Source organism: Tepidibacillus sp. HK-1 (assembly GCF_001748485.2).
Lineage (GTDB): Bacteria > Bacillota > Bacilli > Tepidibacillales > Tepidibacillaceae > Tepidibacillus_B > Tepidibacillus_B infernus.
The window spans coordinates 1-14,986 of the sequence record NZ_BDGM02000033.1; the positions used below are offsets into that span (position 1 = coordinate 1).

General features: G+C 34.8%; 17 protein-coding genes. 3 read left to right on the top strand and 14 right to left on the bottom strand.

The window, feature by feature from the left end; translation table 11 throughout:
- Window positions 1–162: 162 nt before the first annotated feature.
- The 4 genes from fur to BEN26_RS13030 form a co-directional block, all read right to left on the bottom strand.
- The gene (fur, locus tag BEN26_RS13015) at window positions 163–618 is read right to left on the bottom strand and encodes a ferric iron uptake transcriptional regulator (RefSeq protein ID WP_069799716.1); all 456 of its coding nucleotides are present in this window, start codon (window positions 616–618) and stop codon (window positions 163–165) included.
- A gap of 75 nt (window positions 619–693) precedes the next feature.
- The gene (gene spoIIM / locus BEN26_RS13020; protein ID WP_069799718.1) at window positions 694–1,338 is read right to left on the bottom strand and encodes a stage II sporulation protein M; all 645 of its coding nucleotides are present in this window, start codon (window positions 1,336–1,338) and stop codon (window positions 694–696) included.
- 62 nt (window positions 1,339–1,400) lie between these two features.
- Window positions 1,401–2,561: an endonuclease Q family protein gene (locus BEN26_RS13025; protein ID WP_069799720.1), complete on the bottom strand. Its 1,161-nt coding sequence runs from the start codon at window positions 2,559–2,561 to the stop codon at window positions 1,401–1,403.
- A gap of 5 nt (window positions 2,562–2,566) precedes the next feature.
- Complete coding sequence (locus BEN26_RS13030) at window positions 2,567–3,112, bottom strand: NUDIX hydrolase (protein WP_069799722.1); 546 nt, start codon at window positions 3,110–3,112, stop codon at window positions 2,567–2,569.
- Between the two features lie 97 nt (window positions 3,113–3,209).
- Here BEN26_RS13030 and mciZ point away from each other — a divergent pair, with 97 nt between their 5' ends.
- The gene (gene mciZ / locus BEN26_RS13035) at window positions 3,210–3,338 is read left to right on the top strand and encodes a Z-ring formation inhibitor MciZ (RefSeq protein WP_082732371.1); all 129 of its coding nucleotides are present in this window, start codon (window positions 3,210–3,212) and stop codon (window positions 3,336–3,338) included.
- Here mciZ and BEN26_RS13040 read toward each other — a convergent pair.
- From BEN26_RS13040 to BEN26_RS14325, 7 genes are all read right to left on the bottom strand, one after another.
- A complete protein-coding gene (locus tag BEN26_RS13040; RefSeq protein WP_069799724.1) occupies window positions 3,335–4,426 on the bottom strand; it encodes a DUF3866 family protein in 1,092 nt (363 codons plus the stop codon). The two genes, mciZ and BEN26_RS13040, sit on opposite strands and share 4 nt — an antisense overlap.
- 422 nt (window positions 4,427–4,848) lie before the next feature.
- A complete protein-coding gene (locus BEN26_RS13045) occupies window positions 4,849–5,961 on the bottom strand; it encodes a M20/M25/M40 family metallo-hydrolase (protein WP_069799726.1) in 1,113 nt (370 codons plus the stop codon).
- A 22-nt stretch (window positions 5,962–5,983) separates the two neighbouring features.
- Entirely contained in the window at window positions 5,984–6,178 is a 195-nt protein-coding gene (locus tag BEN26_RS13050) for a hypothetical protein (RefSeq protein WP_069799728.1), read from the bottom strand.
- Between the two features lie 14 nt (window positions 6,179–6,192).
- Window positions 6,193–7,734, bottom strand: coding sequence for an acyl-CoA carboxylase subunit beta (locus BEN26_RS13055; RefSeq protein WP_069799731.1), 1,542 nt, complete (start codon window positions 7,732–7,734; stop codon window positions 6,193–6,195).
- A gap of 13 nt (window positions 7,735–7,747) precedes the next feature.
- Window positions 7,748–8,560 (bottom strand): methylmalonyl-CoA epimerase, encoded by an 813-nt coding sequence (gene mce / locus BEN26_RS13060; protein ID WP_069799733.1) that lies wholly within the window; start codon window positions 8,558–8,560, stop codon window positions 7,748–7,750.
- A 15-nt stretch (window positions 8,561–8,575) separates the two neighbouring features.
- Window positions 8,576–10,228 carry an acyl-CoA mutase large subunit family protein gene (locus tag BEN26_RS13065; protein WP_069799735.1) on the bottom strand — a complete coding sequence of 551 codons (1,653 nt, stop codon included), beginning with the start codon at window positions 10,226–10,228 and terminating at the stop codon, window positions 8,576–8,578.
- A 151-nt stretch (window positions 10,229–10,379) separates the two neighbouring features.
- Window positions 10,380–10,760, bottom strand: a complete 381-nt coding sequence (locus BEN26_RS14325) for a Mu transposase domain-containing protein (protein ID WP_399168526.1) — start codon at window positions 10,758–10,760, stop codon at window positions 10,380–10,382.
- 456 nt (window positions 10,761–11,216) lie between these two features.
- On the opposite strand from BEN26_RS14325, the gene BEN26_RS13070 reads away from it, so the two are divergent.
- The gene (locus BEN26_RS13070) at window positions 11,217–11,672 is read left to right on the top strand and encodes a hypothetical protein (RefSeq protein WP_069799737.1); all 456 of its coding nucleotides are present in this window, start codon (window positions 11,217–11,219) and stop codon (window positions 11,670–11,672) included.
- Between the two features lie 214 nt (window positions 11,673–11,886).
- Here the strand turns inward: BEN26_RS13070 and BEN26_RS13075 are convergent, their stop codons facing one another.
- A complete protein-coding gene (locus BEN26_RS13075; RefSeq protein ID WP_068723708.1) occupies window positions 11,887–12,315 on the bottom strand; it encodes a hypothetical protein in 429 nt (142 codons plus the stop codon).
- A 429-nt stretch (window positions 12,316–12,744) separates the two neighbouring features.
- Complete coding sequence (locus BEN26_RS13080) at window positions 12,745–12,933, bottom strand: hypothetical protein (RefSeq protein WP_181482298.1); 189 nt, start codon at window positions 12,931–12,933, stop codon at window positions 12,745–12,747.
- A gap of 710 nt (window positions 12,934–13,643) precedes the next feature.
- Between BEN26_RS13080 and BEN26_RS13085 the strand changes: the two genes are divergently transcribed.
- Window positions 13,644–13,967: a hypothetical protein gene (locus BEN26_RS13085; RefSeq protein ID WP_068723706.1), complete on the top strand. Its 324-nt coding sequence runs from the start codon at window positions 13,644–13,646 to the stop codon at window positions 13,965–13,967.
- Window positions 13,968–14,001: 34 nt separating this feature from the next.
- On the opposite strand, the gene BEN26_RS13090 is transcribed toward BEN26_RS13085, so the two are convergent.
- On the bottom strand, window positions 14,002–14,487 hold the full coding sequence (locus BEN26_RS13090; protein ID WP_181482299.1) for a hypothetical protein: 486 nt from the start codon (window positions 14,485–14,487) through the stop codon (window positions 14,002–14,004).
- Window positions 14,488–14,986 lie beyond the last annotated feature (499 nt).

The following is a 14,986-nucleotide window of genomic DNA, read 5'->3' on the forward strand; positions in this document are numbered from 1 at the left end:
CTTTGCCGCCGGCTTCCTTCAGATTCCACCTCACGATGGACACCCTTGCCTTAGGCTAATGGTTGGTTGCTACATACCCCCATAACGGACTTTCACCGTCTAGTTAATCGCCATGCGTGGCGCACTAAAAATAAATCACGAATTTTACAGAAAATTCGTGATTTATAGATTATCCTTTTCTTTTTCTTGGCATTCTTTACAAATCCCATGAAAGATTAATCGATGATCAACAATTTTAAATTGGAATCGATTTTCTACACGTTCTTCAATTGGGTCTAGCCAATCCTCGTTAATTTCATCCACTTTACCACAATTCACACAAACAAGATGGTGATGATGATGTTCAGCCTCTTCAGATCGGAATTCGTACCTTGTTACATTGTCACCAAAATTTAACTTTTGTGTAATATTTAACTCAGATAGTAATTCTAATGTTCGATAAACGGTTGCTAAACCAATGTCTTGTACTTTTTCCTTTACCAAAAGAAATACATCTTCAGCACTTAAATGATCTTCTTCATTCTCTAATAAAACTCTTACGGTAGCTTCTCGTTGTGGAGTTAATTTAAAATTATATGAATGAAGCTGTTGTTTTATTTTTTCGATACGTTCTTCCATAACGTATCACCTCCTAACAGCATCTAACCTGATTATAGTGAGGAGAATATGAAAAGTCAATGTAAATGATAATCATTAACGCACTAAAAAGGTCGTAACACTTCTCATCAACCATGGTGAAACATAACTTTCAAAACCAGAGGCAAGTATAAGAACACCACCTAAAATTAGCATTAAAAAGGAATAAGAAATAAAAGGTTGTTGATATTGGTGTATTCTATTTTGACCTCTTGCTCTAATCAGTGACAAGGAAAAACTAATCCCTGCTACACCTGCAATAATGATAACAGGAACAATCAATAAATTTTGAGGTAAAATCGCAACAAATGAAAACAAAAATCCTTTCCATTGTAATTCGGCAATAAGAAAAGAAATCGTAAAGCCTACCATAAATCCCTTCATAAATAATAGAATTAAAATGAATGGCATACCAATAATAGATAATCCCAAAAACCATAAAAACAAAAGGTATTTTAGATACTCAAAAACAACTTGTCTAAACGCTACTTTTGATTCCATCCATTGATCCGTTTGGTTGATCCCATGAAAAAATTTACTAATATACGTAATCATTTCTTGTTTTTGATCAGGTGATAAGGAGTGGACAATCATTGACCCAAAAATCACACCCATAATAAACAAAATAATAGCGAAAATATATAATGAAAAATGTTCTTTTACGTAATTTTGGATTCGGTAATCTATTTGTCTACCTTTCAAGAAAATCCCCCCTTGTCCAACATAGTACATTGTATGATGGACAAAAAAGGATTATGTCCCACTTATTCTAAAACTTTACCATATACGCCTCCCCCACCAACTTCCACAGACAATTTTCCTTCTCTTGCTTGAATGAGCATTTCTGCTAATTTATCTGGGATAATTGCTTGCAACTGCTCCATTGATACACGATGTAAAATATTCATTTCCGTTCCAAAATGAGAGAGTAATTTTTCTAGCGTTTTCTTCCCTAATTTAGGAATAAACTCTAAAGGAACTTGATGAATATAGTCTGGTCGCCCAGATGGATGTAATCCAGTTTGAAGATCTGCAAGCTCATCAATCCGATTAGACACTCCCTTTATTATTTTCTTGCTTCCACAGTGGTCACAATATGACTCATTCTCTACTAATTGATCACATTGAACACACCTGGTTTGATGATATTTTCCTAATTTTGGATCTAGTCCGTAGTTTTTTAAGATTTTTCTTCCATTTAAACCTTTTAAAGCCCATTTTAATTCCTTAAAAGTAGGACTTTCTATCAGGAGCTTGTTATATTCACGGCCTATTTTTTGTAACGAATGGGCATCTGAATTTGTAATAAAAGGAAATTGGTGTAATTCTTGAATGCGATCTGCCATTTCTGTGTCCGAGCTAAGTCCTAATTCCACTGCGTCAATTCTATTTAAATCCAATACCTCTTCCATACGATCACAACATTTTCCATATACTGATTTAAAAGGAGTAAAAATATGGGCAGGTATAAATAGGCCATTCCGATCATAAACCTCTTTTTGAAGTTCCTTTGTTTTTACATAAAGTCGCTGGGAACTAAGATTTATATTTTTCATATGTTTTTGCATCCACTTGGAAAAATCGATCATATCCGATAAAAATGGGAAAAAAGCTAGATAATGAGCCTCTCCTCTTCCTTCTTCTTTCACTTCAATTTCTGAACCCAAAAGGATGGTTAATTCTTGATACTGAAGTCCGCCTTCATCCAGCTCACCAATCAAGCCATGATTTAAATAATAAAGGATTTCTTCTTGAACTCTTGGCGAGTGACAATCGATGATTCCAATCATATCTAAGCCTTTATGATGATAAGCCTCTTTCAAGATATTGATATAGGTTAAATTCTTAGAGGCACTAATCTTAACAGGTTCCTTTTTTTCTGTCCATCCAATATGAATATGTAAATCTGCAAAAAATTCTCTCATGGTTTTTAACCTTTGTTCCTTTCTAATTGCCAATAATATATAGCCATTATCGTTTTCGCATCGATGACTTCTCCTGTTTTTATTCTTTCTAATGCCTCGTCTAGGGACAATTCAACTGTCTCGATAAACTCATCTTCATCAGGTTTTGCTTCACCTTGTTCTAAACTGTTGGCTTTATAAAGATAAATGATTTCATCTGCGAAGCCTGGAGAAGTATAAAACTTAGTAATTTGTGTCATATTGGATGCTATATACCCTGTTTCTTCTTTTAATTCACGAATTGCACAATCTAGAGGGTTTTCGCCCTTTTCCAATTTTCCTGCCGGGATTTCCAAAATCGTTTTTTCTAGCGGTTTACGGTACTGTCTTACTAGAATGATTTTATCCTCTGGCGTTAGAGCAAGAACAGCAATAGCACCTGGATGATTGACCAACTCTCTTTTTGCTTCTTTTCCATTTGGCAAAAGGACCGTATCTACTTTTACTTGAATGATTTTCCCTTGGTAAATTTTTTCACTAGAAATCGTCTTTTCGGAATAATCGAAATACATTTTTTCACATCCTTAAAAAATGATCATAACTTGTCCATCAACATCATAAAAGTAAATTAAACGAAGTCTACTTTATTGTATCGTAGGAGGTTTTAATATGAAAGTGATTCGTACACCCCACCAATTAAAAATGATAGGAAAAGCTTGGGAAATAAGAGCTAAACTTTCAGAGCTATCTAAATCAAAATTAACTGTTCAGCAATATTTACAGCTTTTTTCCCATTAAAAATGTTGATAAAACCAATACGCGGCACTTGCAATAAAATCAAAAAATAACGGTTCTTGTTCTATCGTTCTGCCCATCGTTACAATTGGAAAAGGGTAGGTTTTGATTATTTCCTTTACATCAGAATGGGAAATAGAAACTGGTTCTAACTGATGTTTGGGTATTGCATGTTCAGATAAACGAGAATAAACATTGGGGAAGGTTTCTTTAAGATAACTTGGAAAAGGAACAATACTTCTTGTTAAACTGATATATTTCAATGTAGATAAAGTATGGTGACTAATCCCTACATGTCTACCTCGTTGATCATTAGAACTTGCTCTCACAATTGTGATTGGTACTCCTTCTAAAGAGGATACTGCATTGATGATACTCCCCTGTTCAACCCCAGTATGGCCTAACCAACTTCCTGTTCCTACGATGCCAGGTCCCATCATCACAAGTACTACATCTGCATTGTAAATATATTTAGCCGCAATTAGTGCAGTGTAGATATTAATCGCTTCTAAATCTCCACCAAAAGCTTGGCCAATGGTTATTGTATGATCTAACCAACCTAGTTTTTTTAGTTGCAATACATGTTTACTAAAAGCAAGGGGTAATGCCGCTCCATCAGTCATAATGTAGACAATGTTTAGTCTTTTTTGACCTTTTTTTTCTAATTGTCTTAGAATGGTTACGACAATGGGCAACATGCTATGCAACTCACCAATCATTACTGGCAAACCTTGCAACATTCTTGGCTTAGTAAATATATGATGATATTCACTACCCTGTTCCTCACATGAAAGAACAGAAAATTGAAGGGGTGTATATCTTAATTTCATAATATGGCCATTTGTTTGTTTCACTACTCCATTCTCATTATGGTTTAAAATCGAGAGCACATAGTCATATCCACCAGTGCCTAATTGAAGGAAAGTGGCTGTACGGTTAACCCATATTTGATCGCCAATTTGTAAAGCAGGAAAAAATTCAAGATAGTGAATGGCTACTCCTTCACCATCTGAATATTGAACCTTCAATACTTGACTTTGACCAGTTTCTTCTAAGATTTGAATTACCTTTCCTTTCCCCCAAAAAACCATTCCATTCCCTCCTATCACTCTTACCTTTCAGCTTATGTAAATGGAAAGTGTTCCATTCAGGGTTTAAAAGATTTTTACCAAGCAAAAACTAACCATTGGTAATTCATTTCTTTAACTTTTAAAAAGGAGACGATGTAGATGACCCAACCCCTTATTTCTCTCATTTCAGAGAAAGAACTAATCCCATTTACTCACCTATTAAAAGAATATGGTTATGAACAGAACATGCGCCTATTGATCATGCTTATCAAATAACAGATGAAGAGGTAATAGATTGTTATCCCAAATCAGAGGATACTTGGGAGATTTAGATCAAACTTTTTATTCATAATGAAAACCCATAAAAGTGACGACTCCCGTTTAAAGAGTACCACGGTCACTTTTGTGGGTTCCATGAAAATTGAATTACAATTGAGGTTTTTCTAGTTTTTCTTGATTAGAGCAAGGATAAGCTCTGTTGTTTTCACTAGTTCGCTGATAGGCATTTTTTCGGAAGTGGTGTGAATGTTTTCATATCCAATCCCAAGATTGATGGTTGGAATGCCAAGACCATTAATCACATTGGCATCACTTCCTCCACCACTGGATAATAATTTTGGCGTTCTTCCGATTTCATGAATAGCTTCTATTGCTTTCTTTACAACCTGATGATCTTCTCCAAAACGAAAGGCTGGATACATGATTTCACTAGTAAAGTCTACCTTTGTAGAGAATTGATCTGCTGTTTGTTCAAAAGCCTCTTTCATATGTTGAATCTGTTTTTCTAATTTTTCATTCACTAAACTTCTTGCCTCAGCAAGAATATCTACACGGTCGCTAACGATATTTGTTGCACTTCCACCTTGAAATTTCCCTATATTTGCTGTAGTCTCATGATCAATTCGCCCAAGCTTCATCTTTGAAATAGCATGACTAGCCACTTGAATAGCACTAATCCCGTTTTCTGGATTTACGCCCGCATGAGCTGATTTCCCATAAACTGTTACTGTAATTTTGGCTTGGGTAGGGGCAGCAATAATAATATGACCAACTGGTCCATTGCTATCTAATGCATAACCGTAATCAGCTTGTAAAAGCCCTTCTTGAAGGTGTCTTGAACCTTTAAGTCCGGATTCTTCTCCAACCGTGATTAAAAATTGAATATTTCCGTGAGACAATCCATCCTCTTTAATCACAGTTATTGCTTCAAGCATTGCTGCAATTCCCGCTTTGTCATCGCTCCCCAAAATCGTCGTCCCATCAGAAACAATATAACCCCCATCAATAGATGGTTTAATTCCATTCCCAGGGGTCACTGTATCCATATGAGAAGTAAAATAAATAGTTTCACCTTTATTCTCAGTAGCTTTAAGTGAGGCGATTAAATTCCCTGCTCCATGTCCCGTCTTTTTTATAGAGTTGTCTTCCGTTATCTCTAGTCCAAGCTCCGTAATTTTCTTTTTTAAGAAATCAGCAATTTCTCTTTCGTTTCCTGATTCGCTATCAATCTTAACTAATTCCATAAATTGATTGATTAAGCGTTCTTGGTTAATCATCATTTCCCTCCAAAGATAAAATTTAACTTCTCATCCCTATCATTTTATCATGGAGGTGTTTTAAAAACCATTGTGGTCTAACGAGTTCATTCTGAAAAAGCATTTTCCGTTCTTGTAGGTGTTGATGCCTACTATGTGTTCTCCATGTTGATTGATCTCTTGGCCCAGTTATAAACATTGTGGTTGGATATAAACTTTTATTTGTTTTGTTTCTCATCAATTTCACCACCTTTATAATGGAATATTTCCATGTTTTTTAGGAGGTCTTGTTTCCCGCTTATTCTTTAACATCTCTAAAGATTGCTTTAATATTTTCCTCGTTGCTCTTGGGTCGATCACATCATCAACCATTCCCATTGATGCCGCCACATAAGGATTGGCAAATTTTTCTCGATATTCGGCAATTTTTTGTGCTCTTGTTGTGAGAGGGTTCTCACTCTCATTAATTTCTTTACTAAAGATAATGTTTGCCGCCCCTTCTGGCCCCATCACGGCAATCTCTGCATTTGGCCAACTATAAACCAAATCTGCACCGATAGATTTACTATTTAATGCTACATAGGCTCCACCAAAGGCTTTACGTACAATTACTGTAATCTTAGGTACGGTTGCTTCTGAATAAGCATATAAAATCTTTGCACCATGACGAATAATTCCCCGATGTTCCTGCATAACGCCTGGGAAAAATCCAGTGACATCGACTAATGTAATAATAGGGATGTTAAATGCATCACAAAACCGCACAAATCTTGATAATTTATCTGAAGAGTCAATATCTAGCCCACCAGCCATCATTTTTGGCTGATTCGCTACAATGCCAACACTTTGCCCAGCTATACGTGCAAAGCCAACAACGATATTTTTGGCAAAATTCTCATGGACTTCCATAAAGTCACCTTCATCTACAATTAAATGAATGACATTGCGAATATCATAGACTTTCGTTCCTTCTATTGGAACCACATCTAACAATTCTTCACACCATCCATCGTCCTCTTTTGCATAAACTCTTGGTGGATCTTCCAAATTATTTTGTGGTAGGAAGCTAAGTAATCTTCTTACACTTTCTAGTACTTCAGGTTCTGAGGGTGAGGTAAAATGAGCATTCCCACTTATTGTAGAATGAACCCTTGCACCTCCTAATTCTTCAGAAGTGATTTTTTCACCTGTAACCGTTTCGATCACTTTTGGCCCAGTAATAAACATTTGGCTTGTTTTCTCAACCATAAAGACAAAGTCAGTAATTGCTGGTGAATAAACGGCACCACCAGCACTTGGCCCCATGATGACCGATATTTGAGGAATAACACCTGAATAAATGGAGTTTCGATAAAAGATCTGTCCATATGCATCTAAGGAAACAACCCCTTCTTGAATTCTAGCCCCACCTGAATCATTAAGTCCAATGACAGGACAACCATTTTTAGCAGCTAAATCCATGATATTGGTGATCTTTTTTGAATGCATTTCCCCTAAAGCACCGCCAAATACAGTAAAGTCTTGAGCAAATACATAAACTCCACGACCATGAACTTTACCATACCCTGTTACCACGCCTTCTCCTGGCGCTTCTAATTTATCCAGCCCAAAATGTGTGCCACGATGTTCAATAAAAGGGTTTAATTCTACAAAAGAATCTTCATCTAATAAAATGGAAATTCGTTCTCTTGCCGTTAACTTGCCTTTAGCATGTTGAGACTCAATTCTTTTTTCTCCGCCACCTAATTCTACTTTTCTTTTTCTTACATCCAATTCTTCTATTTTATTTAACATTGTTTCCTCCCCCTTACTCCTTTTCACACAATTCAATAAGCACTTTAGATGTTGCTTTTGGATGGATAAATCCTACCTTTCTATCATGGGCACCGAGTTTCGGCTCATTTTGCAATAAAGGAATACCTAGGTGGTTTAATGTAGCAAATTGTTCAGAAATCTGATCCACCTCAAAGGCCAAATGGTGAATGCCTTCACCTTTTTTCTCTATATATTTATAGATTGGACTATCTGAATGAGTCGCTTCTAACAATTCTAAATGAGAATTACCAATTTCAAAGAATGCGACCTTGACTCCTTCAGAAGGAACTTCTTCAGTTCCCACCATTTTCAAACCTAAAACATCTTTAAATAAGTGAATAGCAGAATCTAGATTATTCACAGCAATACCAATATGATCAATTTTATTAATTTGAATTTTTTTCTGTTGCTTGAACCCTACATTTTCTCTAATGCATTGTGCAATCTCTTTGATTGGTGTTCCCGGTGTAAAAACACTTTTAATCCCTTGCTCTAACAAGAAAGGAATGTCCTCCTCAGGAATAACGCCTCCACCAATTACAAAAATATCTTCTGCTTGATTTTGTTTAAGCAGACTAGTTACTTCAGGGAACAGCTCGTTATGAGCTCCTGATAGAATAGATAAACCAATACAATCGACATCTTCTTGAATGGCGGTGGAAACGATTTGTGCTGGAGTTTGCCTTAATCCAGAATAAATGACTTCCATCCCTTCATCCCGTAACCCCTGAGCCACAACTAATGCCCCACGATCATGTCCATCTAATCCAGGCTTTGCAATAAGAACCCGAATTGGCTTACTCATTTTTTCTCCCCCTATTTAGTGCGATTGATAAGTACCAAACACATCTCTTAATACATTTGTAATTTCACCAATCGTTGCATATGCTTTTACTGCATCCAAAATATATTGCATTAAGTTTGCCTCTGTTTTTGCTGCTTGCTGCAAATGATTTAAACTAGTTTCTACTAACGCTTGGTTTCTTTGACTTCTAAGCTCTTTTAATTTCTGTTCTTGAATCTTGGCTATCGAAGGGTCGACACGATAAATTTCTGGTTTTGTATCATCTTCAATTTGAAAGGTATTTAAGCCAATGATTTTAATATCCTGATTTTCAATTCCTTGTTGATACTCGTAAGCAGCTTTATGAATTTCTCTTTGGAGATACCCTTGTTCAATCGCTGCAACAGCTCCGCCCATTTCATCGATTTTTTGTAAGTAAGCTTCCACCTCTTTTTCAAGGGAATCCGTTAAAGCCTCAATATAATAAGATCCCCCTAAAGGATCAACCGTATCTGTAACCCCAGATTCATAACCAATAATTTGCTGTGTTCGAAGAGCAATACGTGCTGATTCCTCTGTTGGCAAGGCCAGTGCTTCGTCTCTTGAATTGGTATGCAAACTTTGCGTTCCACCAAGAACTGCAGCTAAGGCTTGCAAGGTAACACGTATAATATTGTTTTCCGGCTGTTGTGCTGTTAAAGTGGAGCCAGCTGTTTGCGTATGAAAACGTAGTTGTAATGACTTAGGATTTTGAGCACGAAATCGATTTTTCATGATTCTTGCCCAAATTCTCCGAGCAGCTCTAAACTTAGCAATTTCTTCAAAAAAATGGTTATGAGCATTAAAGAAAAAAGCAAGTCTTGGAGCAAAATCATCAATTTGTAGGCCAACTGCTAAAGCACTTTCTACATAAGCTATCGCATTTGCCAAAGTAAAAGCTAATTCTTGAACAGCAGTAGAGCCAGCTTCACGAATATGATAACCACTGATACTAATGGTGTTCCATTTTGGTAAATGAATTGAACAATATTGAAAAATATCTGTAATTAGGCGCATCGACGGTTTCGGCGGGAAAATATATGTTCCTCGGGCTATATATTCTTTAAGAATGTCGTTTTGAATCGTACCCGTTAATTGATTTGGTGAAACACCTTGTTTTTCAGCTACAGCGATATACATAGCTAATAAAATAGCCGCTGTGGAATTGATCGTCATTGAAGTGCTGACTTTGTCTAGTGGAATGTCCTGAAACAAAATTTCCATATCTTGCAAGGAATCGATCGCAACGCCTACTTTTCCAACCTCACCTTTTGCATAAGGATCATCAGAATCAAAACCAATTTGTGTAGGTAAGTCAAAGGCAATGCTTAAGCCTGTTTGCCCCTGTTCTAGCAGATATTTATATCGTTTATTTGATTCTTCAGCAGAAGAGAAACCAGCATATTGCCTCATCGTCCACAGTTTGCCACGATACATCGTTGGTTGGATTCCTCGTGTATAAGGATACTCCCCAGGAAAACCAAGTTTTTCTATATAAGATTGATTAATCTCCTTAGGCACATATAACCGGTTTTGTTCAATCTTAGAGCTTGTTTTAAACACCTTTTTTCTTTCAGGAAATTTTTGCAACGATTCTTCCGTTTTTTCTTTCCATTTTTGAAATGGATCAGAGTCTAGTACCTCCCCCATTACTCCCCCTCCAGACAATTTATATTTTTCTAAAAAATAATAATATTATTTATATTCAATATTTATTATATATTTCCTTCTAATTTTTTCTACTATTAAATAAAAAAGACCATTCCTATAAAGAAATGATCTAAAAGAATATGTTTTTTTATTAGTTAATTTCTCTTAATAGGTTATGCTCACTCCAATCATAGCTTATTTTCAAACCTTTCTCTCCTTTTATGTATAATGCGCCTATAAAATGAGGCATAAGACCATTAAAAAAAAGTCTGCCCTTCTCAAGGGATATAGAATGCTCTGCAATCAGGTTGTGGTCTATGACGTCATAGATCAAAAGCTTTCCGTCACATACTTCTATGGCTACTTCAAGCCCTGGCTTGTATGTACCGGTAGGAACTGTATAGCGGTTGCCTTCATACCAGATCGTATTGTCTTTTCTTACTGTCCTCGATAAAATGGGGTCAGGAATATTATATCTTTGAGGTACTGGCTTTAAGTATTCCCGCTCAATTTTGAATACTTCAGCCGGTATTTTTTAATTGTGCCATGAATTTTAGCATTTCCAGTCCTCTCAAGCCATTGCCAGAATGATTCGTTCTATGTTCTTAAGTCCATATAGTATCGATTCTTTGCAAAATTATTTTTCATGTATTTGACTACAGCTTCAACACGACCTTTACTCTCCGGATCGCTCTTACGGCATAACCTGACATAAATTATTGTTGAAATGATCCCAATAATAGGCATCTTATATTTTTGGGACAAAACATATCCCCCGTAATAGAGAGATACCGCCAACAATCATTATCGTATACCAAAAAAATCATGTAATTCACTAATATTTTCAAAAAACATTTTCCCCACCTCCAGACGTAAAAATTTTTTAAAAGGTTGTTAAATTTTAATTTAAAGCCCCTTTATAATATAGGACATTAAATTCCGCGGATTAAAAATTTGTCCTATAAAAAATTTAAGGAGATGATTTATTATGGCAAACACACGAGAGGGAACTTCCACAGTAATTGTTTCAAAAGATGATTTGTATAAAATCGAACGTGCTCAAAGAGAAATTATGCTTGATGGCATTCTTTATCCCGACAGTAATAAGTTAGAATCAGGATTAAGCCTTTTTACTTCTATTTTAACTTTCTTTGTTGTAAGATTCCCTACACCAGCACAAGTTGCATTATCTGCTGTTGCTCTTGGGTTAAGTTTAGTACCTAGTGAAAAAGATATTCTTAATAGTCTTAGTGCCGACGGAGAACGTTGGCTGGGCGAAATGTATGACTTCATGTACGATAACCCACAGTATGACTTAATTGAAATTAAATATCCTTTTCTACAATATATTGACGTAAATGATGAAGGTGAGGATATTAAATTTGTAACAGGTAGAGGCATACTAACAAAAGTTCATTCATCTAGTGGTTGGATTGTAATGTAGTGTATTTTCCACCCTAGCAATTATCACGAATATTCAAAAAGGAATGCTTACTATATATTCCAAGCATTCCTTTTTTACCGCGTAAGAAGGTTTAACTTCGTTAAAGCATTAAAGAAAAGGTAAATCTTGAACTATCGGCATAAAAAACTTTCTTAAAAGAAGGACTAGACTACGTCTTCGAAAAGACTTCAATTGAAGTTTTTTTATTTTTTTACTAGTACGTTAATATCCACCCTTCCTCTGAATGAACTTTCGTAATTACACCTTTATCAGAAAAAAACTTAATTACTTGATCGTCATCAATATATTTCGTTGTTGGAAAACTAATTTCTATTAAATCGTATTCAGGATGGTCTGTCATAAAATCAAAATTGAAACCTATTCTGGATGCTCCTATTTGAATTTCTTTTGCTAACCAAATTCTTGTTTTCTTAAGCATTACCTCATCAGATAATTCATATTGATTTCGCCTAATCTGGTAAAGTTCATCATTACTTACAACTTTGGTTTCAACCGTCTCTTGTTTCTCTAACGAAATTTTCTCAAATACTCCTTGTATATAGAAGATATAAATCGTTAAGGAACCTATTGCAATAAGTAAAATAAGAAATTTTATGCGTTTGCCTATTTTTCTCTCACTCATAGTATTCACCTCTCCATAGGGACATTTTATCAAATAATCAATCCTGATGATGATGCATATATTGCTGAGTATGAAGGAAAGTTAGATTTTGTAAATGCAATTTACAAAGCTTTGGAAGATTATTTTGCTTAAAAGATAGCTGTCGCAAAAACGACAGCTATCTTTTAAGCAAAATAATAATTCAATAAAATAAGACTGTTTTTTACTTTTTAAATTTAAATATAAAACTCGTTTTATGATTTTCACACGATTAAACGAGATATCTTTTTCAAAGTTACCGTCATTATCAACCTCAATGTTTCCCTCTTTTAGAACTTTCATTCCATCACTTAGCAAATAATGAAGTATGCTATTTTTTATTTTTATTTTCCCTTTTATAAGTACGTTTTGATCAATTGTTTCTTTGAGCTATAGAAGGAACAATCCCAGCTAGTCGATTAGCCGAAAAATCTTGGTATTCCTCCTCTCTGTTAGGTCACTAATATGAGTATAGTCCGTAATCTCATACTGAATCATTTTAAATTCTTTTGCCAGTTGCATTGCTGATTGTTCGTCAGAGGAGTTAGAACAACCTATAACAAGAAGGAAAAGCAATAACACCGAGAGTTTTTTCAACAATTTACCCATCTCCCATTTCATTTTCTTTTTTTTTTTTGCTAACACGTTAATGCCCAACCATTCTTTGAATGAACTTTTCGTAATGACACCCTTTCATTATAGAACATTTTACCAGATGGTTACTCTTTATTTCTATAAAATAAGCAAATTTTCACAATTTTTGCTTCAATTTATGTATAATGCGCCTATAAAATGAGGCATAAGACCATTAAAAAAAACTGGGCACATATTATCTTATGTCCAGTTTTATTGATTGTTAGATGAGGAACTTATTCTAAGTCTAGTCTAATTGGATAAGGATTCAAACCTAATCGATTTGTTCTTATACATTTTACCATTATAATCGTATTTTTCCAATAAATCTAATTGGTGAAATCTGTGCACCAACAGTTGCTATTAGTTTATCGTTGATTACGTCATAATGGACATTATTATAAAGAAAGTTCTGTAAACCAATTTTCAATCAGTATGGCGATCTCCGACCATTCATGTAAGTCGATTTTTAATTTAAACCAGTGTAATTTAAATATACGTAATAAACTCACAAGCAATTTTAATTGATTTTTATTAAATTTTTACAACCTATGGTTGTTATTTTTGATTTTCGTTCCCCTTTTTATAGTAGACAGAACAAAGAGTGTAGTTAGGGGTGAACCGTTACTCTTTGCCCCCCTTCTGTTTAATATAAAAAAGAGAAAGGATGATTTTGAATGTCAATTGCGCCATGTCCAATATACGGGATTCACAGAATGATATCAAAAGGAGATTGTTCTGCCGTTGATGCTAATACTGGACAAGAAATTCCTACTCTAGTTGGTTGGTACAGATGTGATTGTGGAGAACGTGTCCTATGTGAAGGTTGGCCTCATTTTGGTGGAGCTATAGGTGATTATTGTACTGAAGGTGCTATAAAGGGCTATGGAAATATTGGTGGCCAAATGTTATTCCAGGTCGATAAGAATTTAGTTTGGAATACAACTCAATCAACAATAGAAGGATATCGTTTTTGTACATCAGACGGAGTATGTCGATAACAACAAATAAAAGACTTGGAGAAATCCAAGTCTTTTATTTGTTAATTCCCCTTAAGAGGCTATGTTCGCTTGAATCATTGCTAATTAACCAACCTTCTGCTGTTTTGGTCAAAATCATATTTCCTTTTTCTACAATAGTTTTATTGATTTCTCCAGATGACTTTAATGTGATTGTGTAACTAAATCCTATTGTTCCTTTTTCTTTGTTTTCTTGGTTTTTAGTAAATGTTATATCTTCAACATGAATATTGGTTTTATATTTTTGAGCTATAGAAGGAACAATCCCAGCTAGTCGATTAGCCGAAAAATCTTGGTATTCCTCCTCGGTAAGATAAGGCTTTAATTTTTCCAATATATTTTTCTGGTATTCTGTTAGGTCACTAATATGAGTATAGTCCGTAATCTCATACTGAATCATTTTAAATTCTTTTGCCAGTTGCATTGCTGATTGTTCGTCAGAGGAGTTAGAACAACCTATAACAAGAAGGAAAAGCAATAACACCGAGAGTTTTTTCAACAATTTACCCATCTCCCATTTCATTTTCTTTTTTTTTTTGCTAACACGTTAATGCCCAACCATTCTTTGAATGAACTTTTCGTAATGACACCCTTTCATTATAGAACATTTTACTAGATGGTTACTCTTTATTTCTATAAAATAAGCAAATTTTCACAATTTTTGCTTCAATTTATGTATAATGCGCCTATAAAATGAGGCATAAGACCATTAAAAAAAAACTGGGCACATATTATCTTATGTCCAGTTTTATTGATTGTTAGATGAGGAACTTATTCTAAGTCTAGTCTAATTGGATAAGGATTCAAACCTAATCGATTTGTTCTTATACATTATACCATTATAATCGTATTTTTCCAATAAATCTAATTGGTGAGTCTGAGTCAAGTATTTGTGGGAGGAATTTTATTCCATCCACATTTACGTAAGCGTATTCATATTTTATGGGTTTTCCAAAGTAAAATCATATATTATTTTTTAAAATCCTTTTAATTCCTTTAGT

What these genes read in the sequence shown, in the direction of transcription:
- fur (WP_069799716.1), bottom strand. Translation starts at nt 618, where the DNA reads ATGGAAGAACGTATCGAAAAAATAAAACAACAGCTTCATTCATATAAT.
- BEN26_RS13025 (WP_069799720.1), bottom strand. Translation starts at nt 2,561, where the DNA reads ATGAGAGAATTTTTTGCAGATTTACATATTCATATTGGATGGACAGAA.
- BEN26_RS13030 (WP_069799722.1), bottom strand. Translation starts at nt 3,112, where the DNA reads ATGTATTTCGATTATTCCGAAAAGACGATTTCTAGTGAAAAAATTTAC.
- mciZ (WP_082732371.1), top strand. Translation starts at nt 3,210, where the DNA reads ATGAAAGTGATTCGTACACCCCACCAATTAAAAATGATAGGAAAAGCT.
- BEN26_RS13040 (WP_069799724.1), bottom strand. Translation starts at nt 4,426, where the DNA reads ATGGTTTTTTGGGGGAAAGGAAAGGTAATTCAAATCTTAGAAGAAACT.
- BEN26_RS13045 (WP_069799726.1), bottom strand. Translation starts at nt 5,961, where the DNA reads ATGATTAACCAAGAACGCTTAATCAATCAATTTATGGAATTAGTTAAG.
- BEN26_RS13050 (WP_069799728.1), bottom strand. Translation starts at nt 6,178, where the DNA reads ATGAGAAACAAAACAAATAAAAGTTTATATCCAACCACAATGTTTATA.
- BEN26_RS13055 (WP_069799731.1), bottom strand. Translation starts at nt 7,734, where the DNA reads ATGTTAAATAAAATAGAAGAATTGGATGTAAGAAAAAGAAAAGTAGAA.
- mce (WP_069799733.1), bottom strand. Translation starts at nt 8,560, where the DNA reads ATGAGTAAGCCAATTCGGGTTCTTATTGCAAAGCCTGGATTAGATGGA.
- BEN26_RS13065 (WP_069799735.1), bottom strand. Translation starts at nt 10,228, where the DNA reads ATGGGGGAGGTACTAGACTCTGATCCATTTCAAAAATGGAAAGAAAAA.
- BEN26_RS13070 (WP_069799737.1), top strand. Translation starts at nt 11,217, where the DNA reads ATGGCAAACACACGAGAGGGAACTTCCACAGTAATTGTTTCAAAAGAT.
- BEN26_RS13075 (WP_068723708.1), bottom strand. Translation starts at nt 12,315, where the DNA reads ATGAGTGAGAGAAAAATAGGCAAACGCATAAAATTTCTTATTTTACTT.
- BEN26_RS13085 (WP_068723706.1), top strand. Translation starts at nt 13,644, where the DNA reads ATGTCAATTGCGCCATGTCCAATATACGGGATTCACAGAATGATATCA.